Raw genomic sequence first — 23,764 nt, 5'->3', positions numbered from 1 at the left:
AGAGTTGGTATGTCCGAAAGCGAGGGAATTATGCCATTTCAGACAGAAGGGCACCATGCCATTCTGCCGGCGTCAAGCGCATTATCGGAGGCTCCCATGTCGTCACCGCTCCAGATCGGAATCCTGGTATTTCCGCGCGTCACCCAGCTCGACTTCACCGGCCCCTTGCAGGTGTTCGCCATGGTCCCGGACGCAAAGCTGCACCTGATCTGGAAGCGGATCGAGCCGGTACCGAGCGATTCCGTGCTGACGCTGACGCCGACCACGACCTTTGCGGATTGCCCCCAGCTCGATGTCATCTGCGCGCCGGGCGGCCAGGGCACGAACGACCTTCTCAACGACGAGGACGTGCTCGCATTCCTGCGCAGGCAAGCGGCAGGCGCCAAGTACGTCACCTCGGTCTGCACGGGATCGCTGGCCCTCGGCGCCGCCGGCCTTCTGAAGGGCTACCGCGCCGCCACCCATTGGAGCGCAATGGAGATGCTCGCACAGTTCGGCGCGACGCCGACCAAGACACGCGTCTGCGTCGATCGCAACCGCATCACCGGCGGCGGCGTCACCGCCGGGATCGATTTCGCGCTGACGCTGGTCTCGATCATGGTCAATCGCACCACCGCCGAAGCGATCCAGCTCCAGATGGAATATAATCCAGCCCCGCCGTTCAATGCCGGATCGCCCGACACCGCGCCAGCCGAAGTGCTGGCGCTGCTGAGGGAGCGCGGCGCGCAGAACCATGCACGGCGGCTCGAGGCGGTGCAGCGCGCGGCCGAGCGGGTGGCGTAAAGGATCGGGTTTGCTCTTGTACCCCGGACGCAGCGCAGCGTTTCACGCTGCAGCGCGTCCGGGACACGCGAGGCGAACAACGACAGAAAAAGGCCGCTCGGTTTCCCAAGCGGCCTTTCCTGTCTCACGGTGGCTGCACATTCACATCGGGCGATGTCGGAGCTTCCAGACCGGGGGCCTATCTCCCGATCGAGTCCTTCCTCGGCGGCCGCTGCATCTCGGGACAGTCGCGAACTGTTGCCCGAACCGAACGCGATGGTCTCCCATCTCCGTAAGATGGGATCATTGAGCCGCATCGCCCGCCTCGCGGCAACACCTGCGCAGGCGGCATCCCCGCTGTTCCCGTTGTCCACAGCGGCGCGGCGCGGATGCATGTGCATCCGCTTTGGACGATGGTGATTCGTGGGTCGGCCGAAAGGGGCTTAGCCGGGCGTCCAGGGCTGATAGTCGCCGGTCGCCTTGGGACGCCTGCCGCTGGCGAGCGTCGAGCCGGAGGGCCGATAGGCCTTCGCTGTGCCGGTGAGGTTCGGCTGGTGCGGCTTCTCCCACTCGCGCGGCTGATAATCGATTTCGGTCGGCGGCTTGTCGACGACGTGGTGAATCCAGCCATGCCAGGACGGTGGAATCCGGCTCGCTTCCGCGTAGCCGTTATAGATCACCCAGCGCCGCTCGAAGCCGAGCGCCGGATCGATCGCCCCGCCCCGCGTGCGGTAGTAACGGTTGCCCTGCTCGTCCTCCCCGACCAGCTCGCCATACCGCTTGGTCCAGAGCTGGGTGCCAAAGGTCTGGCCATTCCACCAGGTGAAGAACTTGAGGAAGAATTGTTTCATGCGGCAAGGGCCCTGCTTCGTGGGGTCCTGATGCCATCCGGGGGCCGAAATGTCCAGTTCGGCAGGCGCGTCGGCGCCCCCGCAAATCCGCCTGCCGCGCACGCCCCTGCCGCAAAGCCGACGCGATTCATTCATGCCCGGTACAGCGGCGGGACCTGAGGCTCCATGCGCGCGCAAACCGGCGTGATCCCAGGAACCCCCGCGCTTTCTCAGGGTTGCTTTCCGGGAAAGGAGTTTACCATGAACAGTCTGAAATTGTTGAGTGCCGCTGCGACGGTGGCGTTGGTTCTTCCCTTGGCGAGCCCGAGCTTTGCGCAGCAGAGTCGTGCCGCCGCGGTCGGAGCGGGCGGTGGTGCGGCGATCGGTGGCGGAGGTGCCGCGGTCGGTGGCGGAGGCGGCGGCTTCGGTGGCGGCGCCCGCATGGGCGGCGGCGGCGCCGCGTTCCAGGGCGGTGGCGGCGGTTTCGGGGGCGGAGCCGCGATGCGCCCGAGCGGTGGCAATTTCGCAGGCGGTGGCGCGGTCCGTCCGGGCGGTGGCAGTTTCGTCGGGGGCGCGGCAGACCGTGCCGCTATCTCGCCGAGCTTCAGTGGGACCCGTAGCGCTGCAGTTGCGGGCAACTGGCAGGGCGGCAGCGGCAATTGGCAGGGCGGCAGCGGCAACTGGAGCGGTCGTCACTGGCACGGTCGCCACCACCATCATCATCGCCACGGCGGCTTCTGGCCGGGCTTTGCGGCTGGCGCCGCGATCGGCGGCCTCGGCTCCTACGCCTATTACGGCAGCGGCTACGGCTATTACGATGATCCCTACTACTACGGCTACTATGACGAGCCGTCGGTTGCCGTAGTGCAGGATGGCGGCGGCGACGCCGCTTATTGCGCGCGGCGCTTCAAATCTTACGACCCGGCCTCGGGCACCTATCTCGGCTACGACGGCCGGCGGCATCCTTGCCCGTAAGCAGATCGCGAAGACTAGAGGCGAAAGGCGCCGCAGCGATGCGGCGCCTTTTTTGCAATCGGCGCCTTCCTCGCTCCTTTCGGCTCCATCACCCTCGCGGATAAATACAAATCGATGCAAATGGACCTTTATGCACCAAACCGTGCATATCCTGCGCGATCCAATCGCAAATTGACCGGACCCACGATTCGCGGATATCACAAACCACAGTGGGGACTTCGATCTTCTGGGAAGTGTCATGCCGCGTATTCTCGTGGTTGATGACGATCCGATGGTCGGCGCGACCATCGAGGTCCTCCTCCAACGTCAGGGCTTCGACGTCACGCTGACCGACGGCGGCGAAACAGGACTGGCTGCGCTGGAATCGCAAGCCTTCGACGTCATGCTGGTCGACATCTTCATGCCGCATATGCGCGGCTTCGAATCCATCCGCATCTTTCACGAGCGCGCCCCTGCCACGCCGCTGATCGCGATGTCAGGCTATGCCTTCGCCTCGTCCGCCTCGCCCTCTCCCGATTTTCTCCGCATGGCGCTTGAGCTCGGCGCAACGCGCTGCCTGCGCAAGCCGTTCACGCCGGAAGCGCTGCTGACCACGATCCGGGAATGCCTTGCCGGCGCGGGCGAGAGCGCGCCGCCGAAGGACCAGAAAGAAGCCCCTTGATTCCAACGCAGCGCGTCATTCTCGGTGTTGGACTTGCCATCCTCCTGATCATCACCGCGGCCTCGATCGCCCTCGACGTCAAGTCGCGGTCCGACGCGGCGTCGGTGAACCACACCGTCCAGGTGCAAAAGAAGATCTCCGATCTGCGCGTGCTGCTGCGCCGGGCCGAGAGCGCCGCGCGCGGCTACGAGCTCTATCGCAGCCAGGGCTTCAGCGACGAGTTCCAGGCGGTGCACGCCAAGCTCGCGCCGGCCCTCGCCGAGCTCAAGCGCGACGTGCGCGACACCCCCGATCAGGTCGCCCTGCTTGAGGGCACCGAGCCGCTGGCGCTGCGCCGGATCGAGATCGCCGCCACCGCGATGCGCCTGCGGGCCGCCAACGACCAGGCCGGCATTGCCGCGCTCAACAGCAAGGCCGAGGGCCGCGGCCTCATGGACACGGTGATGCGCAATCTCGACCGCCTGAGCGCGGAGGAAGAACGCCTGCTCGCCGCCCGCTCCCAGGATTCGCGCCGCACCGGCATCGTGCTGCTCGGCATCGACGTCGCCGGCGCCGTGCTGATCCTGCTCCTGGTCGCATTGGTGATGCGCGAAAGCCGCCGCACGACGGGTGAGCTCCAGAGCTCGCTCGAGCAGACCCAAGCCGCCAAGGCGGCGCTCGAGGCGGCGGTGGCCGAACGCACCGAGCACCTCGTCGCCGCGCATGACGAATTGCGCCTGTCGGTCAACGTGCTCCAGAGCACGTTTCGCAGCATGGCGGAGGCGGTGCTGGTCATCGACGCCGAGGGCACCGTGCTGCTGTCCAATCCGGCCGCCGAGCGCATGCTGCTGCATCGCACCGGCATGAACGTCGGCAATCTGCGCGCGCTGTCCGACGTGTTTCACGGCGACGGCGTCACGCCGCTTCCGGCCGACGAGCTGCCATCGACGCGCGTGCTGCGCGGCGAGCAGTTCGAAGAGCTGGAGATGATCGTCCGCCCGCACAGCGGCAACCCGCCGCGCCATCTCATGGTCAGCGGCCGGCCGATGCGGGACGGGCAAGGCAACATTTCCGGCGCGGTGCTGGTCTATCACGATGCGACGACCTCGCGCGAGACCGAGCGGCAGTTGCACCAGTCGCAGAAGCTGGATGCGATCGGCAAGCTGACCGGCGGCGTCGCGCATGACTTCAACAACATGCTCACGGTCATCTCCGGCAACACCGAGACGCTGGTGGAGCGCCTGAAGGACCAGCCCGAGCTGCAGCGCACGGCCCGGCTGATCGACGATGCCGCCGAACGCTGCGCCGAGCTGATCCAGCACCTCTTGGCATTCGCGCGCCGGCAGCCGCTCGAGCCGCGCAACGTCGACATCAACGCCGCGATCTCGGACATCGCAAAGCTTCTGCGCCCCACCCTCGGCGAGCAGATCCAGATCGAGACCGTCCTGGAACAGGGGCCGATGACGACGCATATCGATCCGTCCAGGCTCACCAACGCCGTGCTCAACATGGCGATCAACGCCCGCGACGCCATGCCGGGCGGCGGCAAGCTGCTGCTGGAGACCCACCGCGTCGTGCTCGACGAAGCCTATGCGCAGGCCAATGCCGACGTGGCAGCGGGCCCCTACATCATGCTCGCGGTCAGCGACACCGGCACCGGCATGCCCCCTGACGTGCAGCAGAAGGCGTTCGAGCCCTTCTTCACCACCAAGGAGGTCGGCAAGGGATCCGGCCTCGGCCTCTCCATGGTCTACGGCTTCGTCAAGCAATCCGGCGGCCACATCAAGATCTACAGCGAGGAAGGCCACGGCACCACGATCAAGCTCTATCTGCCGCCGGGCGAAGGCGCCGCGGACATCGCAACCGGCGTCACGCCGACGGCCCAAGGCGGCGCCGAGACCATTTTCGTGGTCGAGGACGATCCGCTGGTCCGCAACTTCGTCACCGCGCAGCTGCAGAGCCTCGGCTACAAGACGGTCGCCTCCCCCGACGGCAAGGCGGCGCTGGACCTGATCGAGGCCGGCCAGAGCTTCGACCTGCTGTTCACCGACGTCGTCATCCCCGGCGGCATGAGCGGCCGCGAGCTCGCCGACGAGGTGGCGAGGCGCCGGCCGGGCGTGAAGGTGCTCTACACCTCCGGCTACACCGACAACGCCATCGTCCATCACGGCAAGCTCGACGACGGCGTGCTGCTGCTGACCAAGCCCTATCGGCGCAACCAGCTCGCCGAGATGATCCGCAAGGCGCTGAACGGCGGCGGGATGGCGCCGAGCTAGCGCAACGAACTTGATCGCGGCTCAGTCGGTGATGTGCAGTAGAGCATCGACATCAGGCGAACGGACGATAGTGCCGTCGCGTACAAATGCTTCGTGATTGGTCTCAATGCTGTTGTGGTCATAAAGATAGTTGACCATGATCCCGAAGGATTCTTGAATCGCACGCAGAGCGGTATTGCCGAGCCAATTGATGCGCTCGAGCCGTGCGCCGTTGCCGAGGTGAAAACGCGCCACGGGGTCGATGCGTATCGAGGGCTTCCGTGTCAGATAGCTAGCGCAGAGCCGCAGCAAGGGCACGCGCAGCTTCTCGCTCTGCGCCGGGTCATTCCACCAGCTATCGCTCTCCAGTTGCGATAACAGCGCCGCATCGGGATCACTTGCATTTGCAAGCCGATTAGCGAGCCATTGCCGAAATCCCGGTACCGGAGATAGGGTGGAAAAACGCTTCAGCTGCGGAAACTCCGACTGCAGCTCTTCAACGACCTGCTTGATCAGGAAATTGCCGAACGCCACGCCGCGCAGGCCGTCCTGACAATTGGAGATCGAGTAGAAGATCGCGGTGTCGGCGCGCGCGGCGCGTTGCTGCGCGATGGCTTCACCGTCGTCCTGCGACAACAACGGCTGCACGGCCGTGGCCAGTCCTTCCACCAAAGCAACCTCGACGAAAATCAGTGGCTCGCCTGGAAGTGCGGGATGAAAGAAGCCAAAGCAGCGCCGATCGGGTGCAAGGCGCCGGCGCAGGTCGTCCCAGCCCTTGATTTCGTGCACGGCTTCGTAGGCGATCAGCTTTTCCAGCACCGCGGCCGGTGTCTGCCAGTCGATGCGCCGCAACTCGATGAAGCCGCGGTTGAACCATGAGGCGAACAAATGCTTGAGATCCGCGTCGAGCAACTTCAGTTCGGGGTCAGTGCGCATGTATGAAGCAATTTCGCTGCGAATCGCGATCAGCGCGCTGATCCCGCCGGGTGCCATGTTGATTCGCCGCAGCAGTTCCTGGCGCGGCGGCTCGGCAGCACGCGCGAGTGCGGCCGCGGCTTCTGCGGTGCCTTCGGCGAGGTAGCGCTGCGCCGCCGCGCGCAAAGCCGGACCGTGAGGATGGAATTCCGTGGCGAGATAGCGCTGAAAGCAGCGGCGATCGTTGTCGTCGAGTGCACCAAGCATCTCGCGCAATTGCCGCGCGACCAGCGCTCCTGACGCCTGGCTGCGCTCGGAGAGCAGCGATGCTGCGAGCTGCTTCGCGCGATCGAGGAGCGGCATTGTCGTGCTGGATGGATCGTTGAAAGTTTGGCGGATTGCGGACATGACTATTCCTCCTCAAGCTTGGGCGGTGACGGCGCGGCGGAACTTGGCCGGTGGCGCGTAGAGTCCGCTCGAGGCGGCCACGAGGTCATCGATCGTCTTGGCGGCGAGCAGATCGCGCGTCGCCGTGCCGACGTCGATGCCAAGGTCTGCCGGAAACATCACGATGCCGCGACGGCGGAGGCTCTCGGTTGTGTCAGGCGATTGGCGCTTGCCAAATTCGGTGTCGCCGGCGATCGCGCGCAATGCCGCCTCGCGATCTTGCGGTGATCGGCAGCGCAACAGGTTCGCCACGGCCTTCTCGGTGATGACATGGCTCACGTCGTCGCCATAGATCATCACCGGCGGCAATGCGAAGCCGGCGGAGGCGGCCAGATCGAACGCGTCCAGACGCTCGACAAAACTGGGCGTGCCGTTTGGCTGATGGGTCTGCACCATCTGCACCACAAGCTTGCGCCCGCGTAAGGGATCGCCTGCTTCCTGACCGGCGCGAAGCCAGGTGGGGCTGTCGTGGCGACGACCGCGTGCATCCGCGCCCATGTTCGGCGCACCGCCGAAGCCTGCGATCCGGTCTTTTGTGGCCGTCGAACTGTTGCCTCGCGCGTCGATTTGCAGCGTGGCGCCAACAAACATGTCGCAGGCATATTGTCCGGCGACCTGCGCCAGTGCCCGGTTCGACCGCAGGCTGCCGTCGGCGCCGATCGGGAATATATCGGCGTGCTTTGCGACGTAGCGCTCCATACCGAGCTCGGAGCCGAAGCAATAGACGCCGTCGACGAAGCCGGCTTCGATCGCCGGGATCAGGGTCGGGTGCGGGTTGAGCACGAATTGGCTCGCGATCTTGCCCTTCAGGCCACGCCGGGCGGCAAATGTCGGGAGGATCAGCTCGATCGCCGCGGTGGCGTAACCGATGCCGTGGTTGAGCCGCCGGACCTCAAATGGCTCATAGACCGCAGCAATCGCCATCATCGCCATCAGCACGTTCTCGTCCCTTACCTTGGCGGGGTCGCGCGTGAACAGAGGCTCGATCGCGTAAGGCTTTGGGCTCGGTATGACGAAATCGACCCAGTCGCCGGGGACGTCTACTCGCGGCAACCGGTCAACGATCTCGTTGACTTGCGCCACGACAATGCCGCCGCGAAAGGCCGCGGATTCGGCGATGGTCGGCGTGTCTTCGGTGTTGGGACCGGTGTAGAGATTGCCGTTGCGGTCGGCCTTGTCGGCGACGATCAGCGCCACGTGCGGCGTCAGGTCCACCAACATCCGAGCATAGAGCTCGAGATAGGTATGGATTGCGCCGATCTTCACCGTGCCGCTGCCGACCAGTTCGGCGAGCTTGCGGCTCTGCGGACCTGCGAAGGCAAAATCGAGCCGATTGGCGACACCGCGCTCGAACACGGCGAGATGATCGGGCAGCGCCAGCACCGACTGCACCATGTGCAGATCGTGAATCTGCGCCGGATCCACGCTCGTCAGGGCGGCGGCAAGAAAATCGGCCTGCTTCTGATTGTCGCCCTCGATGGCAACGCGGTCGCCCGGCTCGATGATCGCTTCGAGCAACTCGGTCGCGCGCTCGGCAGGGCAGAGCTTTTCAGAGCAGATCGTGGCGGCCCGAGCTAGCCTCGCGGAGCGATCCGCGCCCCGTCGTGATGTGGCGTGCATGATGAACCTCCTTCGCTCGACGCTGTCTTCGATGCAGAAGTTAGGTGACCAGTATTGATTATAGAAACGATATTTTGTAATATGATTGATCATGAATTTGGATCAATCGGCATGCTGGAATTCGAGCTTTTGCGTTCCTTTGTTGCCGTCGCGGATTGCGGCGGCTTCCACCGCGCCGCCGAACGGCTCAATCTGACGCAGTCGACCATCAGCCAGCAGGTCAAGCGATTGGAGCTTGAAACCAAACGTCCGCTGTTCCGGCGCACGACCCGCAGCGTCGCGCTGACCGACGATGGAGAGATGCTGCTGGGTGACGCCCGTCGTCTGTTGCAACTCGAGGAGGCGGCCCGCCATCGCCTGTCAGCGCCGCGCCTGTCAGGAGCCGTGCGTCTTGGAGTGGTCGAGGAAGTCGCCGGCGGCTCGCTGCCATCGGCGCTGGGACGCTTCGCCATGTTGCACGCGAGCGTGAAGCTCGAGGTGCAGATCGGCGTTAGTGCGGAATTGATCGAGCAGTTGAACAAGGGACGACTCGACGTCGTATTCGCTAAGCGTCCGCTCGGTACGTCGCGTGGGCGCCTGGTCTGGCGCGAACCCATGGTCTGGGCCGCCGCCGACGCGTTTGATCTGGTTCCGGGCGCGGTGCTGCCGCTGGCGCTCTATCGCGAGCGGTCAGTATCGCGTGAGGCAGCGCTCGCCGCGCTAAATGACAGCGAACTGACGTGGGAGATCATCTATACCAGCCCCAGCCTGACAGGTGTGCGCGCGGCGGCGCTCGCTGGTCTCGCCATCACGCCGCTTCCCGCGAGCGCGGTCATTGCAGGTTTGCGCATTCTGGGATCGCAAGAGGGGCTGCCGCGCCTTCCTGACCTTGAGTTCGCAATCTATGAGAAAGCCCGGCCCGAAAAGGCCGCGGCGGCGCTGGCCGCAGCGCTTCTGGCACTTGGGCAATCGCCAGCGCGCCCGACGATTTAGCGCCATATGTTCCGTTGCGGGTCCAAACCCCAGGGTACAGATTGGTTCATCTCGCAATGATGAGGATCCGTCAGGCGGTATTGAGCGCATCGGTCTCATGACGGCTCTGGGTCACAAGCAGTGATGCTCTGGCAGATCAGAATATCTCCGCTCGTCCCTCAGGAGCGAACATTGCCTTTATGAGCCCCTAGCCCGTATGAGTACACGCGCTAGCCCGTGAGTTGCCGAAGGCGCTGAAGTCACCCAATCTATGAGGTCGTGGGCACTGGCTCAGGATGTGAGTTCCAACTGTCCTTTTGAGGCGCCATAGCTAGCCCGGATCCGCGCTGGAGGTGTTCAGACACCGCGCGATGCAACGCGCAAGGCCGTTTTGGTCTTAACCGGGCCGGTCTCAAGTAAAAATCAAGCGCATCTCAAGGACAAATCGTCTCGCCAGCCCAGTCTCTGAGCATGCTCACGAGGACAAATGTCGGAGCCGGTGGCGCGACAGTCCGCTTGCGGAGCGCAGCAGTCATCAGACGCACAGCTAGGATCTTGGTCTGCGGCCGGAACTGCAAGGCCCAGCTTCGATAGGTGCTCGCATGAAAAGACGAGAGTTCATCTTTTTGATTGGTGGGGGGTTGGCCTGGCCTGCGATCGCACGGGCGCAGGGCGGAGCCAAGCTGCATCGAATCTTCTGGGTCTCGACTGAGTCCGAACCGGATCCCTTCCTGGACGGCTTTCGCGATGGAATGCGCGCCCTGGGATATGTCGAAGGCAAGACCGTAACCTTCGAGACGCATTATGCCCCTGGAAATCCGCAGGCACTGCGCAAGATCGTCTCCGAGTTGCAGCGAGGGGATGTCGACCTTGTGGTCTCGAGCGGTCCGGCGACACGCGGCATGACTGCAATCACCGACATCCCAGTGCTGTTTGCATTGAGCGGCGACCCCGTCGCTTTGGGTGTGGTGAAGAGCCTTGCTCACCCCGGCACCAATTTCACCGGCAGCACATTCCTGTCGCTCGAGCTGGCAGGAAAGCGCGTTGAGCTGCTCAAGGACATTTATCCAAAGCTGCGAAAGCTGGCGGTCTTCTCGAATACGGATCATCCGGGAGAGCCGCTGGAATGGCGTGCGACGTTGGAGTCGTGCCGAAACCTTGGGATAGAGGCAGCCTACGTTCCGTTCTGCGGCGCGCGCGAAATCGAGAATGGGTTGATGGCTGCCGGCAAGGTGGACGCGGATGCTCTCCTCGTGTTTCCCGATGCTGTGACGCTGGTGCATCGTGCGAAGATTGCGGAGCTTGCAATCGCGCACCGGCTGCCTTCGATGTTTGGCTGGTCTGAATATTGTGACGCTGGAGGTCTCTTGAGTTACGGCGCAAACCAGCGCACGACCTATTTTCGGCTTGCCACTTATGCCGATCGCATCCTGCGCGGTGAATATCCGTCAGATCTTCCGGTGATGCGTCCCGAGAAGTTTGAACTGGCAATCAATATGAAGACAGCCAGGCTTCTGGGTATCAAGCTGGATGTGTCGTCGATCCTGTTTCGCGCCAGCAAGGTGATCTCCTGAGAGTAGCTATGAAGGACGGTGCTGCGCAGCCCTCTTCGTGTACGATGCCTCCGCGTCGCTCGCTGTTCTGCAAGTACTTCGCGACGTTGTTTGTCGCTGCGGTCGTGCCTCTGATACTCGGCGCGGCCGTCGAGGCTTCTTTCGGTTACCGAGACCAGCGTCGCCAGATCAGCGCGGTGCTGCAGGCCGATGCTCGCGCGGCGTCCGACAGGATCGAGGCGTTCACCGATGGCATGCGAGATCAGCTGGGTTGGATGGTGCAGCTTCCCTGGTCTGCCGGAGACGATGCGCAACATAAGATCGATGCCTTGCGTCTCCTCCAGCAGGTGCCTGCAATCGCTTCGGTTTCGCTTCTGGATGAGACCGGCACCGAACGGGTCTTTGTTTCCAGGCTGCTTCTGAACAGGACCGGGCGCGGCATCGATATGTCCGCGGATCCCGCTGTTCTGGGCGCACGCGGCAACAAAGTCTGGTACGGACCGGTTCAGTACCAGCAAGATTCAGAGCCCTATATGAGGATCGCGGTTGCCGGGAGCCTGCCGGCCGCAGGGGTTGCGATCGCCGAGGTCAATCTGAAGCTGATCTGGGATGTCATCGCAGCCATTAGAATCGGCGAGACCGGCTACGCCATTGTCGTCGATGATTCCGGTCATCTGATCGCACATCCCGATATCAGCCGGGTTCTGCGCGGCCGCGCCAGCTCCGGCAGTTTTGGCCGGATCAAGCATCTCGTTGGCGCGGCGAGCGGAGCGGCGGTGATAACCGGGGAGCGAGGCAACCCGGTGGTGGCGCTATCCGTTCAGGCCGCCGATGTGGGATGGACGGTGATCGCGATGCAGCCAACCGCGGAAGCCTTTGCATCAATTCGGGCGGCCTTGTGGCGCTCGTCAATTCTCATTGCCTTTGGTGTTCTTGTCGCACTGGCGCTCGCCTATTGGCGCGCGCACAGAATGTCCGGTCCGATCAAGCAACTGGAAGAGGGCGTGGAGCGGATTAGAACCGGACAATTCGAGCATCGCATCAAAATCTTCAGCGGTGACGAGTTGCAGCAGCTGGCGTTGCGTTTCAATGAAATGGCTTCTGAACTGGCGATCTCGCAGCAGAAATCTGCGCGGATCGAACGGCTGAAGCAGTTCCTGCCATCACAGGTCGCCGAATTGGTCGAACATTCTCACGAACTGCTCGAAGGGCAGCGCCGTGAAGTGGCTGTCATTTTTGGCGACTTGCGCGGCTTCACGGCGTTCTCCACTCGCAATGAACCCGATGTCATCATGGCCGTCATGCGAGAGTACTACGAGGCCGTCGGCGCCGTGACGACTCGTCACGAGGCAACGCTCATCGGCTTTGATGGCGACGGAGTCATGCTGCTGGTCAATGCCCCGATCGCATGCGAACAGCCGGCAACTCAAGCGGTCCGCCTCGCGATCGACCTGCAAATGACGGTTCAGTCCCTTGCCGGCAAATGGTGTGACGCCGGCCACGCGATCGGCTTTGGTGTGGGCGTTGCCATGGGACCGGCAACGGTAGGAACGGTCGGTTACAACGGCCGGCTGGATTACACGGCGATGGGAGCCGTGGTGAATTTGGCGTCGCGGCTCTGTAATCTCGCAAAGGACGCGCAGATCCTGGCTGATCCCACGATCGCTGAAAGGGTAAGGGATAGCGTCCCGATGGCATCGCTCGGACAGCGGACCATCAAAGGCTACGACCAGGCTCTCGAGGTCTTTGCCGTCGCACCTGCTGACCTGCCGTTGAAACCGCCGGGCCCGGCACAACGCCGGCGAGAGAAAGAACCTCAGGACCACTGATACCCCGACCTCCGGACGGCTACCCCCGTGTCGCCAGCACCACCGCGGCCAGCGTAAACACCAGCCCCGCGATCTGCCCTGCCCCGAGCGGCTCGCCAAGCGCGACCGCCGAGGCCACGACGCCGATCACCGGCACCGCCATGGTGCCGATCGCGGCGACCGAGGCCGGCAGGCGCGCCAGTGCTGCGAACCAGCTGACATAGGCGATGCAGAACTGCCCGACGACCGAATAGACCAGCAGCCACCAGCCGAGCGGCGTCACATGCGACAAATGCGTCGTCTCGATCAGGAGGCCGACGATCGAGATCGGCAGGCAGCCGATCCCGATCTGCCAGGCTGCCGCCGCGAGCGGCGGCAGGTGAATCGGGTACTTCTTCGAGAGCACGGTGCCGAGGGCAAAGCCGAACGCGCCGACCAGCACCATGATGATGCCCGGCAGCTTCGAAGCGCTGGCGGCGATTCCGTTGCCGCCCATGATCGAGGCAAGCCCCGCGAACGCCAGCACCAGGGCGAGCGTACGCAAGACCGTCGGCCGCTCCCCGAGGACCGGCCAGGCGATGATCGAGGCCCAGACCGGCATCGTATAGGCGATCAGCGCCGCCTCGCTCGCCGGCAGCCAGAGCAGCGCAAGGCCCATCAGCACCATCCAGCCGGTGACGTTGAGCGCGGCCGCGGTGAGCAGGCGCGGCCAGATCGCGCCCTCCACGTACAGGCTTTGCCGCCGGATCACCGCAAGCAGCGCCAGCAGCAGCGCGCCGAGCACGCCGGTGACCCCGCGCAGTGTCAGAGGCGGCAGCTCGGCAAGTAGGAATTTCGTCACCGGCCAGTTGAAGCCCCAGCCGATCGAGGTGATCGCAAGGAACATCAGGCCGGCCGGGGCGATGCGCGGCCGCACGCCCGGCGTCGTCGAATCAAGCATGTCGGCTAGTCCGGCAAATCTGGCGGCCAGCTTGGCCCGGATTCGCGCGTCCCACCACCGCTTTGGCGGGCATGCCTGCCCTCACCGTCCGTAGGGCTACGTGAGTCCTGCTGACGCAATCCCATTGCTCAAAAATATACCTGCCCTGTGAACAGCGGGATGAAGGCCCCGCGTCATCACGGCATGCAAATTTTTTCAGTTGGGAATCCCTGAGGACTCACTGATACTTGGGTCCACGACAGGCGCGGCGAAGACCCCTGTTATCCCCCGCAATCCACCATATTTAGTATTTGATTCAGGAACTCGCACTAGTTCTTGACGGGCGCAACGGAGAGTCCTAGCTTTCGGTCCGTTCGGCGCGAGTGAGTTTGCGTCCCGCCGGCACTCCCCCAAAGGGTCTCGCAAATTTTAGCTCCGCCAGCCGGCCAAAGGCTGCGGATGAGGGCTTGTCTGCCCTCGGAATGAGAGGCTCTTCGGGGCGCCAGAACGGGCCGGCAACAGGCTCGGATGGCATCGATGACGAAGTGACGTTGTGGGGCGTTGAACGCATGTCGCGCACATCCCCTTGGGGGCGGATGGGCGTGGACATGCCGGCGGGATGATCGATGCGACGCATCGAGCTCGCGCCGGGAAAAAACAGGGCCGGATCCACCGGCTGAACTGCGGTGCTCCAAGGCCGAACGGCCGAAGGCGCCGCGAATGCAATGACGACCCGGCACGCCCTCAACGAGGGGCGGGACCGGTCAAAGAAAAGGACGGGGCAAGACCATGCGGATTGAGCGGCGCCACACCACTTCGGGACAGTCACCTTATGCGGGTATCGAATTCCGCCTGACCACGTCGGAGATTCGCAATCCCGACGGCTCGGTCGTGTTCAAGCTCGACAATGTCGAGGTGCCGACCGAGTGGTCGCAGGTCGCCTCCGACGTGCTGGCCCAGAAATATTTCCGCAAAGCCGGCGTTGCCGCGCGCCTGAAGAAGGTCGAGGAGGAATCGGTCCCCTCCTTCCTGTGGCGCTCCGTGCCCGACACCGACGCCCTCAATGCGCTGCCCGAGAAGGAGCGCTATGTCAGCGAGCTCTCGGCCAAGCAGGTGTTCGACCGCCTCGCCGGCTGCTGGACCTATTGGGGCTGGAAGGGCGGCTATTTCACCAGCGACGACGACGCCCAGGCCTTCTATGACGAGCTCCGCTACATGCTCGCCATGCAGATGGTCGCGCCGAACTCGCCGCAATGGTTCAACACCGGCCTGCACTGGGCCTATGGCATCGACGGCCCCGGCCAGGGCCATTATTACGTCGACCCCTTCACGGGCAAGCTGACCAAGTCCAAGTCGGCGTACGAGCATCCGCAGCCGCATGCCTGCTTCATCCAGGGCGTGGGCGACGACCTCGTCAACGAGGGCGGCATCATGGACCTCTGGGTCCGCGAAGCCCGCCTGTTCAAGTACGGCTCCGGCACCGGCTCCAACTTCTCGCGCCTGCGCGGCGAAGGCGAAAAGCTCTCCGGCGGCGGCCGCTCCTCCGGCCTGATGAGCTTCCTCAAGATCGGCGACCGCGCCGCCGGCGCGATCAAGTCGGGCGGCACCACGCGCCGCGCCGCCAAGATGGTCGTCGTCGACGTCGATCACCCCGACATCGAGACCTATATCGACTGGAAGGTGAAGGAGGAGCAAAAGGTCGCCGCCCTCGTCACGGGCTCGAAGATCAACCAGAAGCACTTGAAGGCCGTGCTGAAGGCCTGCGTCAACTGCGAAGGCTCGGGCGACGATTGCTTCGACCCCGAGAAGAACCCGGCGCTCCGCCGCGAGATCAAGCTCGCGCGCCGCAGCCTCGTGCCCGACAATTACATCAAGCGCGTCATCCAGTTCGCCAAGCAAGGCTACAAGGACATCCAGTTCGACACCTACGACACCGACTGGGATAGCGAAGCCTATCTCACCGTTTCGGGCCAGAACTCCAACAACTCGGTCTCGCTGAAGGACGACTTCCTGCGCGCGGTCGAGACCGACGGCGACTGGAATCTGAACGCCCGCACCTCGAAGAAGGTGACGAAGACGCTGAAGGCGCGCGACCTCTGGGAGAAGATCGGCTACGCCGCCTGGGCCTCGGCCGATCCGGGCCTGCACTTCAACACCACGATGAACGACTGGCACACCTGCAAGGCGTCCGGCGACATCCGCGCGTCCAATCCGTGCTCGGAATACATGTTCCTGGACGACACGGCGTGCAACCTCGCCTCGGCGAACCTGCTGACGTTCTACAACACCGACACCAAGCGCTTCGACGTCGAGGGCTACGAGCATCTCTGCCGGCTCTGGACCATCGTGCTGGAAATCTCCGTCATGATGGCGCAGTTCCCGTCGAAGGCGATCGCCGAGCTCTCCTATGAGTTCCGCACGCTCGGCCTCGGCTACGCCAATATCGGCGGCCTGCTGATGACCATGGGCCTGCCCTATGACAGCAAGGAAGGCCGCGCGCTCTGCGGCGCCCTCACCGCGGTCATGACCGGCATCACCTACAAGACCTCCGCGGAAATCGCTGCTGAACTGGGCACCTTCCCCGGCTACAAGAAGAACGCCGCGCACATGCTGCGCGTGATCCGCAACCACCGCCGCGCGGCGCATGGCCAGTCCAACGGCTATGAGGCGCTCAGCGTCAACCCGGTGCCGCTCGACCTCGTCTCCTGCCCGCAAGCCGACCTCGTCGGCCATGCCCAGGCAGCCTGGGATGCGGCGCTCGAGCTCGGCGAGAAGCACGGCTATCGCAATGCCCAGACCACGGTGATCGCGCCGACCGGCACGATCGGCCTTGTCATGGATTGCGACACTACCGGCATCGAGCCCGACTTCGCGCTGGTCAAGTTCAAGAAGCTCGCCGGCGGCGGCTACTTCAAGATCATCAACCGCGCCGTGCCGGCCGCGCTGCGCGCGCTCGGCTATCGCGAGAGCGAGATCGCCGAGATCGAGGCCTACGCCGTCGGCCACGGCTCGCTGGCGAACGCCCCCGGCATCAACGTCAGCACGCTGAAGGCCAAGGGTTTTACGGATGAAGCCATCGCCAAGGTCGAGAAGGCCCTGCCGACCGCCTTCGACATCAAGTTCGCCTTCAACAAGTGGACCTTTGGCGAGGACTTCATCCGCGACCAGCTCGGCATCGGCGCCGAGGCGATCGCAGCTCCCGGCTTCGACCTGCTCCAGGCCGTCGGCTTCACCAAGCGCGAGATCGAGGCCGCCAACGTCCACATCTGCGGCGCGATGACCGTGGAAGGTGCCCCGCACCTCAAGGCCGAGCACTATCCGGTGTTCGACTGCGCCAACCCCTGCGGCAAGATCGGCAAGCGTTATCTGTCGGTCGAGAGCCACATCCGCATGATGGCGGCGGCGCAGCCCTTCATCTCGGGCGCGATCTCCAAGACCATCAACATGCCGAACGACGCCACGGTGGAGGACTGCAAGTCCGCCTACATGCTGTCGTGGAAGCTCGCCTTGAAGGCCAACGCGCTCTATCGCGACGGCTCCAAGCTCTCCCAGCCGCTCAACTCGCAGCTCATCAGCGACGACGAGGATGAGGACGATGCGGTCGAGTTGCTGCACGAGAAGCCGATGGCGGCGCGTGCCACCCATGTGGCCGAAAAGGTCGTCGAGAAGCTGGTCGAGCGCATCGTCGTGATGCGCGAGCGCGAGAAGATGCCCGATCGCCGCAAGGGGTACACCCAGAAGGCGGTCGTCGGCGGACATAAGGTCTATCTCCGTACCGGCGAGTACGATGACGGCCGTCTCGGCGAGATCTTCATCGACATGCACAAGGAAGGCGCGGCGCTGCGCTCCTTCATCAACAACTTCGCCATCGCGGTGTCGCTCGGCCTGCAATACGGCGTGCCGCTCGACGAATATGTCGACGCCTTCACCTTCACCCGCTTCGAGCCGGCGGGCCCCGTGCAGGGCAACGACAGCATCAAGTACGCGACCTCGATCCTCGACTACGTGTTCCGCGAGCTCGCGGTGAGCTACCTGTCCCGCTTCGACCTCGCCCACGTCGATCCCAACGAGACGGGCTTTGACGCCCTCGGCAAGGGCGTCGAGGAAGGCAAGGAGCCGGACGAGGACGGCGGCCAGCACGCGACCAAGCTGGTCTCGCGCGGCCTCACCCGCTCGCGCACGGACAACCTCGTGGTGATGCGCGGCGGCTCGGCCGCGGTCAGCCAAGGCAACGACAGCGCGCCGTCAGGCGGCAGCCGGGTCACGGCGCTGGCCGCCCACGGCGTTAGCGCCCGCGTCGGCGACGCCATCGAAGGCGCCGTCGCCCTGAAGCAGGAAGCCCAGCACGATCTGTCGCCGACGGAGAAGCTCGAGCAACTGCAATGGAGCAAGGCCGGCACCGCCGCGACCGCAGCGCCTACCAAGGCCGAGCGTCGCGCGGAGGCGAAGGCGAAGGGCTACGAAGGCGAGATGTGCTCGGAGTGCGGCAACTTCACGCTGGTACGGAATGGGACGTGCATGAAGTGCGATACGTGCGGAAGCACGACGGGGTGTTCGTGAGGGGGTAAGAGCTAAATTGCTAGGCGCGGGCTTGCCCGAGCATATGCGAAGGGCGGCCGAAAGGCCGCCCTTTTGCTTTTTTGCCTAATGGCTTTTACACGTTGAAACTGCAGAGATACTATTTCATAAATTACGGTTGTAAGGGAGCTCGGGAGACGCCATGGACTGGGATGCACCAAAGGAAATTGCCACAAGCCTCTCTGCATCGGTCACAACACCATGAAGCTGTTCATAAGCTGGTCTCAGGACATAAGTCGCCAGATTGCTCAGGAGTTTCGAGAGTGGCTGCCACTCGTCAATCAGACGATTGATCCTTTTATGTCTGAGGAAGACACTGACAAGGGAGCACATTGGTCAGCCACAATTCGAAGAGAACTCGAACAGAGCGCATTCGGGATCGTCATTCTCACCCCCGAGAACATCGAATCTACATGGCTTCATTTCGAGGCAGGCGCGATTGCCAAATCAGTTGAAGAAGGCCGATTAGTGCCAATACTTTTCGGCTTGAAGCACTCTGACGTACAACAACCACTTTCAATGTTTCAGGCAGCGCTATACGAAAAAGACGACATCTTTCGAGTTGTAAAATCGATGAACGGGGCCACCGGTTCGAACGCCAGGGAAGAAAAGCACCTTTCCACAGTCTTTGATTCAGTCTGGTTCAAACTAGACAGTGCCATTCAGCCGAAGCTCCAGAAGCTGCGCAGCACTCCACCTCGACACGAGCAAAAACAGCTTGAGCATGATCGCATCCTTGAGGAACTACTTCTCCTTGGGCGCCAACAGAGCCGTCTACTGTCGAACCCCGCGGGATTGGTTGGAGAAGAAATATTGGCTCTACTTCTTCGATTAACACACGAACCCGACGGCACCGCACTGAGGCTTGTGCATAGAGAACGGGACTTGGTGCTAGCGCTATGCGGACGATGGGGGAAACTAGAGTACGAACTACATGGCTATCTGCATGTTCTCGATCCAAAGGAACGGCGCCAGGCGCGTGAAATGATCGAGCGCTTTTCCACCTATGTCAAAGAACTACAAGCCGTTTTGACAGGAACCGCCACGCCACAATCTATCGTACAAGCCTTCGGCTCTGGCGCTTCCAACATCGACAGGCAACCTTAGTGCGCCAGCGATCTCAAAATGTTCATTGCATCGCTAGAAGGCTGGAGTCGGCAAACATAATGGCATCAAATCTTGGATTGGATCAGCTCTATTGGATGACTTCCCACATTTATAGTGATCGTAGCTCGATGCGATCCAGAGAGGCTACGTTTGCGCATTTCGTGGAAGTCTGCGGAATGTTGACGACTTACGATCGGAAAAAGAAGCAGGAAAATTTCGACTTCGTTGATGCACTCTGCAAATCATTGGGTTGGTATTTCCCTCTCCTCGCCAAACTGAGGATACGAAGCGTTGAGGCGCTTGTGTTTCGTAAATTTCCTGGTGTTTGTCCTTATTGTCGCAAAGCGCCTCATGAGGACTTGATCTGCAAGCAAGTCAAAGGGACGGCCGCCACTGTAAATCACGACGATGTAGTCGGGCACTTCGATCGAGCATGGCCCGATAGGCCTAAAGAACTCGACGGGTGGCAATTGATGTTCAACAAGATATATCCACGTCAGGTCGGAGATGGTGGTCGGAGCAGCCTCGGGCTTTTGGAGGAACTCGGAGAGTTAGCCGAAGCGATTCGAGTCTTCGATGTACATCCTCGTTATTTTTTGGGAGAAGCCGCCGATATTTTTTCTTACATCATGGGCCTTGCCAATGAGCACAGTATACGGGAGGCGCAAGAAGGACGATCTTTTTCCTTTGGGAATGAATTTGTAGCACGCTATCCAGGCTTATGTACCCAGTGCGGGTCTCGCGTTTGCACCTGCCCGGCAATTCCTCAGGCTACGGTGGGGCGACTGGCCAAAGAATTGACGATCCGCCAAGAGGAGACGCTCTTTATTACAAACACCGAGCAGTTCACCTCTGACGGAGAAGCTGCCGCACACCTGGCCCTTGAAAGTGTCGGGGGCTACTTAGGACTTAGCAACAAGCTGCCATTTGATCGTGGCGGTGCCAACCATGCTCTGGTCATGATCTGTTTGAAAATTGCGGCGGCGGTCGAACAGGCAAAGCCAGAGGTGGCTGGCAACTTGCGGGCCGAAGCGCTCAGAATTCAAAGTTCCGAAAAGCCTGCTGGAGTACGCGCTTCTCCGCTCGACGTTAAAGGGCTCCTCAACGAGATCCAGTTAATCTGGAAGGAGCTCGATGAGCAATTCCGCAATGACATTAAGTCTTCTTCGGGTATCGCAGGCGATCTGGTTGGCGCACTTAATGCCGATGCTCCCGTACGCGTTCTTTTTGTGAGTTGCGACCCGGAAGGTACTGGCGCTCGCCTTAATCTTGATGCGGAGCAGCGAGCTATCAAGGAAGCACTGAAGCTATCGCCACACGGAGGAAAGATCACACTAGAGTTGCTTCCAAGCGCTACGACTGACGATCTCCGCCGGAGTCTTCTCGAAAACAGCTACGACATTGTTCATTTCTCGGGGCATGCAAACAGGAAGGCGCTCGTTTTCGCAGATAGCGAGAACAAGGCGGTGGAGGTTCCTATTTCGGCCGTCGCAGACCTAATCAAACGACATCCTTCCGTACGATGTGTGATTCTAAACGGGTGTGAGACCGTGAAGGGTATGGTTGCTTCGATCGCTGATTGGACAATAGGGATGGATAAGAAGATTTCCGAACCGGCTGCACTTCAGTTTTCCAAGGGCTTTTACGATGCAGTCGGCGCTGGAAAGTCGATTCGAGATGCCTATGACGAAGGCGTATCAGCTATGACGTTGGCATCTCATCGGGCTGACTATGTACGTATCTTAACGTCGTAGCCTTGAGTCAGAACTTCGATGACAGAGCGCTGAGTTCATTCGCTATCGACGCCCCGCCATATCTCTCTGGCTGCGGCTCCCGTTTGGTAGACGGAGTCAATCTGGTGCACTGTCGGTCTAATCTTGCTGCCATAATCGCAGGTTGGTTCCCGGCTTCTATGCTCATCAACGCTCACCGGCGAATTGCCTTTGCGATCGTCCCCTTCCCTCCTAAACTCCCCCTCACCGGCATGGGTTCCGACGGGCCCGGTAGCAGCGGAGTTAAATTTATGCCCAAACCGGAAAGCTTCCCGATCGAGAAGATCTTCGTTTCCACCAAGCAGAGGAAAGCCGTCAAGCCCGAGACCGTCGCTGAGATCGCGGAGAGTATTCTGGAGATCGGACAACAGGCCCCGATTTCCGTTCAGCGCGACGGAGACCGCCTCGTTCTGGTCGAGGGACTGCATCGGTTAGAGGCCTGCAAGGCGCTCGGCGAGACGACCATTCTCGGAGTCCTTGTTACAGCCGAGCTTGCTCAACACAAGCCGCAGCTCGCCGAACGACCCGAAGTCGAGGCCGAGCGCATCAAGATGGCGCGATTGAAGCAGTTGCGCCTCGAGAAGGAAGCGGCGGAGGCATCGATGGCGGCGTTGAGAAGCGTCAGCGCCACGCACGCACCGCGCAGCAATTCGGCGAAAGGTGTCCGCGACAATCCGAAGGCATCACCGGGCCGGATTGTGAAATCGAAACCGAAATCATTGTCGGACTGGATCACGCAGCAAAAGGGCAGCGGCGGCCGCTATTGATTGCCGACACCGTCATTCCGGGGCGCGCCCGCTTGGGCGCGAGCCCGGAATCCATCGGGCGGCACGACGCGTGGCACAATGGATTCCGGGCTCGCGCTTCGCGCGCCCCGGAATGACGGTGAGTTCTGCTGCGTTCCACCTCTTCGTGGCTTCCACCGCATGACGGCCGCAATCCTTACGATCGCAGCCATCTCTCCTCACCGATCAACCTGTCCGTCTCACGCCGCTTTCGCCTGCTCCGGCGAGGCCGTCTCCATCGCGCGCATGTAGAGGTCGAGCAGGCTTTCGCGTTCGTCGCGTTCGTTCTTGTCTTCCTTGCGCAGCTTGATGATCTCCTTGAGGATCTTCACGTCAAAACCCTCGCCCTTGGCTTCCGCGAAGACTTCCTTCTTCTGTTCGCTCAACTCCTGCATCTCGCTGTCGAGGTTCTCGATCCGCTCGACGAAGGAACGGATCTTGCCGCCGGGAATGGTGATATCGGACATGGTGCCTCTTTGCTGACTGAGGTCGTGAAAATGCCCGCAAAGAAATGACCAATGTGTTAACCGAGTTGCCGCACCCGATGCCGTATGGCGGCCTTCTAAGGCGGCGACACAGGCGGCCACCCCGCGGCTATCTGGATCGGCGACGTCTTGCCGTATGCCTCGACGATGCAGCGGCAAAATCTCACCACATGGCCGCCACGCAAGCGACAGCCCACAATCGCGATTTCAGCGCAAACGCGACGGAGGCTCGCGGCTTCATCGATATTCAGGAGCCATTTGCAATGTTGAGTGCGGTGGACAACAAGCCAAGGGGAAAATCCGGCCGGCGCGGCGGCAAGAAGAAATCAGGACATCGGACCGGGGCCGGCGAGCAACGCGCAAGTGCAGCGCATCAATTGCCGGATGCCTCGGCGCAGAACAGGCAAGAGACCGAGCAAAAGATCGAGCAAGGGACCGAGCAAGAGCCGAGCCGACCGATCAGTGCGGAGATACCTTCGGCTGCGGCCTTGCCGGACGAGGCTTCCGGGATGGAGCTAGCTGCAAGCCCGCCCGTCGCACCGGTCGAACCCTTCCAGGCCAGCACGCAAGCGATTGCCGACGCCTATAGCGACTACATCAGGATCTCGCTTGAGCAAGCCTGGAACTTCCTTGGAAAGCTCGCGACGGCGCGCTCACCCGTCGAGGCCTTTGAGCTTCAGATGGCGTACGCGAAAGAGGCGTGCGACTCGTTTGTCGCCGAATCCCAGAAGATCGCCGAGCTGCAAGAACAATTGACCAGAGAAAGGGTCATGCATCTTGAGGGGTTCGTGGCCAGGCTCACCCAGACCACGCTCGAAATCCGCGCGATACGTCACTAACGACGGTGCACATTGCGGCGCCGCGGGACGCAAGGTGGGTTAGCTGGCGGTTGCGCGAAGCGCGGTCCGCCGGCGTAACCCACCACCTCTCCGCCGCCGAGATCAAAGAGGTGGGTTGTGCTACTCGACCTGCGCTTTGCGCCGTCGCGGAGCTAACTCACCCTACGCGCCTGAGGACCGCCTGGAGTTCAGTACCCTGACTTCGTGCCGGTGGTCGACCCGGTGCCCGCGCCTGTGGTTTGACCTGTGGTTTGCCCTGTAGTTCGTCCTGGAGCGTAGCTCGACGCGCCGGGGCTGGTTCTCTTCGAGGACTTCGCGTGCTGCTTCTTCTTGTGTCCCGGAGCGTAGCTGGAAGCGCCCGGCTCGCCCTTCTTGCCCATTTGCTGCATCTCATGACCTGGCGTCTTGCTCGATACACCCTGAGCAAATACGGCTGGTGCGGTAGCCATGACAACGGCAGCCGAAAGCGCGATGATCATTGCTTTCATGTTGTCCTCCTCGAACAAGCCCCCTCGAAGGAAAC

At 62.2% G+C, this 23,764-nt stretch carries 18 protein-coding genes; 12 read left to right on the top strand and 6 right to left on the bottom strand.

Going from position 1 to position 23,764, the window contains the following annotated elements:
- The first annotated feature begins 96 nt into the window (after nt 1-96).
- The gene (locus I6F21_RS04645) at nt 97-783 is read left to right on the top strand and encodes a DJ-1/PfpI family protein (protein WP_225140336.1); all 687 of its coding nucleotides are present in this window, start codon (nt 97-99) and stop codon (nt 781-783) included.
- A 422-nt stretch (nt 784-1,205) separates the two neighbouring features.
- Here I6F21_RS04645 and I6F21_RS04640 read toward each other — a convergent pair whose 3' ends face one another.
- Nucleotides 1,206-1,613: an NADH:ubiquinone oxidoreductase subunit NDUFA12 gene (locus I6F21_RS04640; protein WP_036022873.1), complete on the bottom strand. Its 408-nt coding sequence runs from the start codon at nt 1,611-1,613 to the stop codon at nt 1,206-1,208.
- Between the two features lie 240 nt (nt 1,614-1,853).
- Between I6F21_RS04640 and I6F21_RS04635 the strand changes: the two genes are divergently transcribed.
- The 3 genes from I6F21_RS04635 (at nt 1,854) to I6F21_RS04625 (ending at nt 5,483) form a co-directional block, all read left to right on the top strand.
- Nucleotides 1,854-2,567: a BA14K family protein gene (locus I6F21_RS04635; protein ID WP_225113967.1), complete on the top strand. Its 714-nt coding sequence runs from the start codon at nt 1,854-1,856 to the stop codon at nt 2,565-2,567.
- Nucleotides 2,568-2,805: 238 nt separating this feature from the next.
- Complete coding sequence (locus I6F21_RS04630) at nt 2,806-3,228, top strand: response regulator (RefSeq protein ID WP_036022871.1); 423 nt, start codon at nt 2,806-2,808, stop codon at nt 3,226-3,228.
- Complete coding sequence (locus I6F21_RS04625; RefSeq protein ID WP_225125582.1) at nt 3,225-5,483, top strand: CHASE3 domain-containing protein; 2,259 nt, start codon at nt 3,225-3,227, stop codon at nt 5,481-5,483. Before I6F21_RS04630 ends, I6F21_RS04625 begins: the two co-directional genes overlap by 4 nt.
- Nucleotides 5,484-5,504: 21 nt before the next feature.
- Here the strand turns inward: I6F21_RS04625 and I6F21_RS04620 are convergent, their stop codons facing one another.
- The gene (locus tag I6F21_RS04620) at nt 5,505-6,785 is read right to left on the bottom strand and encodes a malonyl-CoA decarboxylase family protein (RefSeq protein WP_225140335.1); all 1,281 of its coding nucleotides are present in this window, start codon (nt 6,783-6,785) and stop codon (nt 5,505-5,507) included.
- Between the two features lie 12 nt (nt 6,786-6,797).
- Nucleotides 6,798-8,444 (bottom strand): malonate decarboxylase subunit alpha, encoded by a 1,647-nt coding sequence (mdcA, locus tag I6F21_RS04615; RefSeq protein ID WP_225125586.1) that lies wholly within the window; start codon nt 8,442-8,444, stop codon nt 6,798-6,800.
- A 111-nt stretch (nt 8,445-8,555) separates the two neighbouring features.
- Here mdcA and I6F21_RS04610 point away from each other — a divergent pair, with 111 nt between their 5' ends.
- From I6F21_RS04610 to I6F21_RS04600, 3 genes are all read left to right on the top strand, one after another.
- Nucleotides 8,556-9,416 carry a LysR substrate-binding domain-containing protein gene (locus I6F21_RS04610; RefSeq protein ID WP_036000125.1) on the top strand — a complete coding sequence of 287 codons (861 nt, stop codon included), beginning with the start codon at nt 8,556-8,558 and terminating at the stop codon, nt 9,414-9,416.
- A 581-nt stretch (nt 9,417-9,997) separates the two neighbouring features.
- Entirely contained in the window at nt 9,998-10,969 is a 972-nt protein-coding gene (locus I6F21_RS04605) for an ABC transporter substrate-binding protein (RefSeq protein WP_036022868.1), read from the top strand.
- Between the two features lie 8 nt (nt 10,970-10,977).
- On the top strand, nt 10,978-12,777 hold the full coding sequence (locus I6F21_RS04600; RefSeq protein WP_225140334.1) for an adenylate/guanylate cyclase domain-containing protein: 1,800 nt from the start codon (nt 10,978-10,980) through the stop codon (nt 12,775-12,777).
- Between the two features lie 19 nt (nt 12,778-12,796).
- Here the strand turns inward: I6F21_RS04600 and I6F21_RS04595 are convergent, their stop codons facing one another.
- Nucleotides 12,797-13,696: a DMT family transporter gene (locus I6F21_RS04595; RefSeq protein WP_109143925.1), complete on the bottom strand. Its 900-nt coding sequence runs from the start codon at nt 13,694-13,696 to the stop codon at nt 12,797-12,799.
- A gap of 768 nt (nt 13,697-14,464) precedes the next feature.
- Here I6F21_RS04595 and I6F21_RS04590 point away from each other — a divergent pair.
- The 4 genes from I6F21_RS04590 (at nt 14,465) to I6F21_RS04575 (ending at nt 21,899) form a co-directional block, all read left to right on the top strand.
- Nucleotides 14,465-18,235: a vitamin B12-dependent ribonucleotide reductase gene (locus I6F21_RS04590; protein ID WP_225140333.1), complete on the top strand. Its 3,771-nt coding sequence runs from the start codon at nt 14,465-14,467 to the stop codon at nt 18,233-18,235.
- Between the two features lie 219 nt (nt 18,236-18,454).
- Entirely contained in the window at nt 18,455-19,360 is a 906-nt protein-coding gene (locus I6F21_RS04585) for a toll/interleukin-1 receptor domain-containing protein (RefSeq protein WP_225140332.1), read from the top strand.
- Between the two features lie 176 nt (nt 19,361-19,536).
- Entirely contained in the window at nt 19,537-21,114 is a 1,578-nt protein-coding gene (locus I6F21_RS04580) for a CHAT domain-containing protein (RefSeq protein ID WP_225140331.1), read from the top strand.
- A gap of 269 nt (nt 21,115-21,383) precedes the next feature.
- Nucleotides 21,384-21,899: a ParB N-terminal domain-containing protein gene (locus tag I6F21_RS04575; protein WP_225140364.1), complete on the top strand. Its 516-nt coding sequence runs from the start codon at nt 21,384-21,386 to the stop codon at nt 21,897-21,899.
- Nucleotides 21,900-22,117: 218 nt separating this feature from the next.
- Here the strand turns inward: I6F21_RS04575 and I6F21_RS04570 are convergent, their stop codons facing one another.
- Nucleotides 22,118-22,384: a DUF2312 domain-containing protein gene (locus I6F21_RS04570; protein WP_025575662.1), complete on the bottom strand. Its 267-nt coding sequence runs from the start codon at nt 22,382-22,384 to the stop codon at nt 22,118-22,120.
- Between the two features lie 188 nt (nt 22,385-22,572).
- On the opposite strand from I6F21_RS04570, the gene I6F21_RS04565 reads away from it, so the two are divergent.
- Nucleotides 22,573-23,241, top strand: coding sequence for a phasin family protein (locus I6F21_RS04565; protein ID WP_225140330.1), 669 nt, complete (start codon nt 22,573-22,575; stop codon nt 23,239-23,241).
- A 188-nt stretch (nt 23,242-23,429) separates the two neighbouring features.
- Here the strand turns inward: I6F21_RS04565 and I6F21_RS04560 are convergent, their stop codons facing one another.
- Nucleotides 23,430-23,729, bottom strand: a complete 300-nt coding sequence (locus tag I6F21_RS04560) for a hypothetical protein (RefSeq protein WP_128261897.1) — start codon at nt 23,727-23,729, stop codon at nt 23,430-23,432.
- Nucleotides 23,730-23,764: the final 35 nt, after the last annotated feature.

The organism is Bradyrhizobium sp. NBAIM03 (assembly GCF_020194055.1).
GTDB classification, from domain to species: domain Bacteria; phylum Pseudomonadota; class Alphaproteobacteria; order Rhizobiales; family Xanthobacteraceae; genus Bradyrhizobium; species Bradyrhizobium yuanmingense.
The sequence above is the reverse complement of the archived record's forward strand: the minus strand, read 5'-3'. Positions and strand labels throughout refer to the sequence as shown.

Bases quoted from the DNA above. Each gene is read 5' to 3' on its own strand.
- I6F21_RS04630 (WP_036022871.1), top strand. From the start codon at position 2,806: ATGCCGCGTATTCTCGTGGTTGATGACGATCCGATGGTCGGCGCGACC.
- I6F21_RS04605 (WP_036022868.1), top strand. From the start codon at position 9,998: ATGAAAAGACGAGAGTTCATCTTTTTGATTGGTGGGGGGTTGGCCTGG.
- I6F21_RS04570 (WP_025575662.1), bottom strand. From the start codon at position 22,384: ATGTCCGATATCACCATTCCCGGCGGCAAGATCCGTTCCTTCGTCGAG.
- I6F21_RS04565 (WP_225140330.1), top strand. From the start codon at position 22,573: ATGGCCGCCACGCAAGCGACAGCCCACAATCGCGATTTCAGCGCAAAC.
- I6F21_RS04585 (WP_225140332.1), top strand. From the start codon at position 18,455: ATGAAGCTGTTCATAAGCTGGTCTCAGGACATAAGTCGCCAGATTGCT.
- I6F21_RS04640 (WP_036022873.1), bottom strand. From the start codon at position 1,613: ATGAAACAATTCTTCCTCAAGTTCTTCACCTGGTGGAATGGCCAGACC.
- I6F21_RS04635 (WP_225113967.1), top strand. From the start codon at position 1,854: ATGAACAGTCTGAAATTGTTGAGTGCCGCTGCGACGGTGGCGTTGGTT.
- I6F21_RS04590 (WP_225140333.1), top strand. From the start codon at position 14,465: ATGCGGATTGAGCGGCGCCACACCACTTCGGGACAGTCACCTTATGCG.
- I6F21_RS04610 (WP_036000125.1), top strand. From the start codon at position 8,556: ATGCTGGAATTCGAGCTTTTGCGTTCCTTTGTTGCCGTCGCGGATTGC.
- I6F21_RS04620 (WP_225140335.1), bottom strand. From the start codon at position 6,785: ATGTCCGCAATCCGCCAAACTTTCAACGATCCATCCAGCACGACAATG.
- I6F21_RS04645 (WP_225140336.1), top strand. From the start codon at position 97: ATGTCGTCACCGCTCCAGATCGGAATCCTGGTATTTCCGCGCGTCACC.
- I6F21_RS04560 (WP_128261897.1), bottom strand. From the start codon at position 23,729: ATGAAAGCAATGATCATCGCGCTTTCGGCTGCCGTTGTCATGGCTACC.
- I6F21_RS04595 (WP_109143925.1), bottom strand. From the start codon at position 13,696: ATGCTTGATTCGACGACGCCGGGCGTGCGGCCGCGCATCGCCCCGGCC.
- I6F21_RS04575 (WP_225140364.1), top strand. From the start codon at position 21,384: ATGCCCAAACCGGAAAGCTTCCCGATCGAGAAGATCTTCGTTTCCACC.
- I6F21_RS04600 (WP_225140334.1), top strand. From the start codon at position 10,978: ATGAAGGACGGTGCTGCGCAGCCCTCTTCGTGTACGATGCCTCCGCGT.
- mdcA (WP_225125586.1), bottom strand. From the start codon at position 8,444: ATGCACGCCACATCACGACGGGGCGCGGATCGCTCCGCGAGGCTAGCT.
- I6F21_RS04580 (WP_225140331.1), top strand. From the start codon at position 19,537: ATGTTGACGACTTACGATCGGAAAAAGAAGCAGGAAAATTTCGACTTC.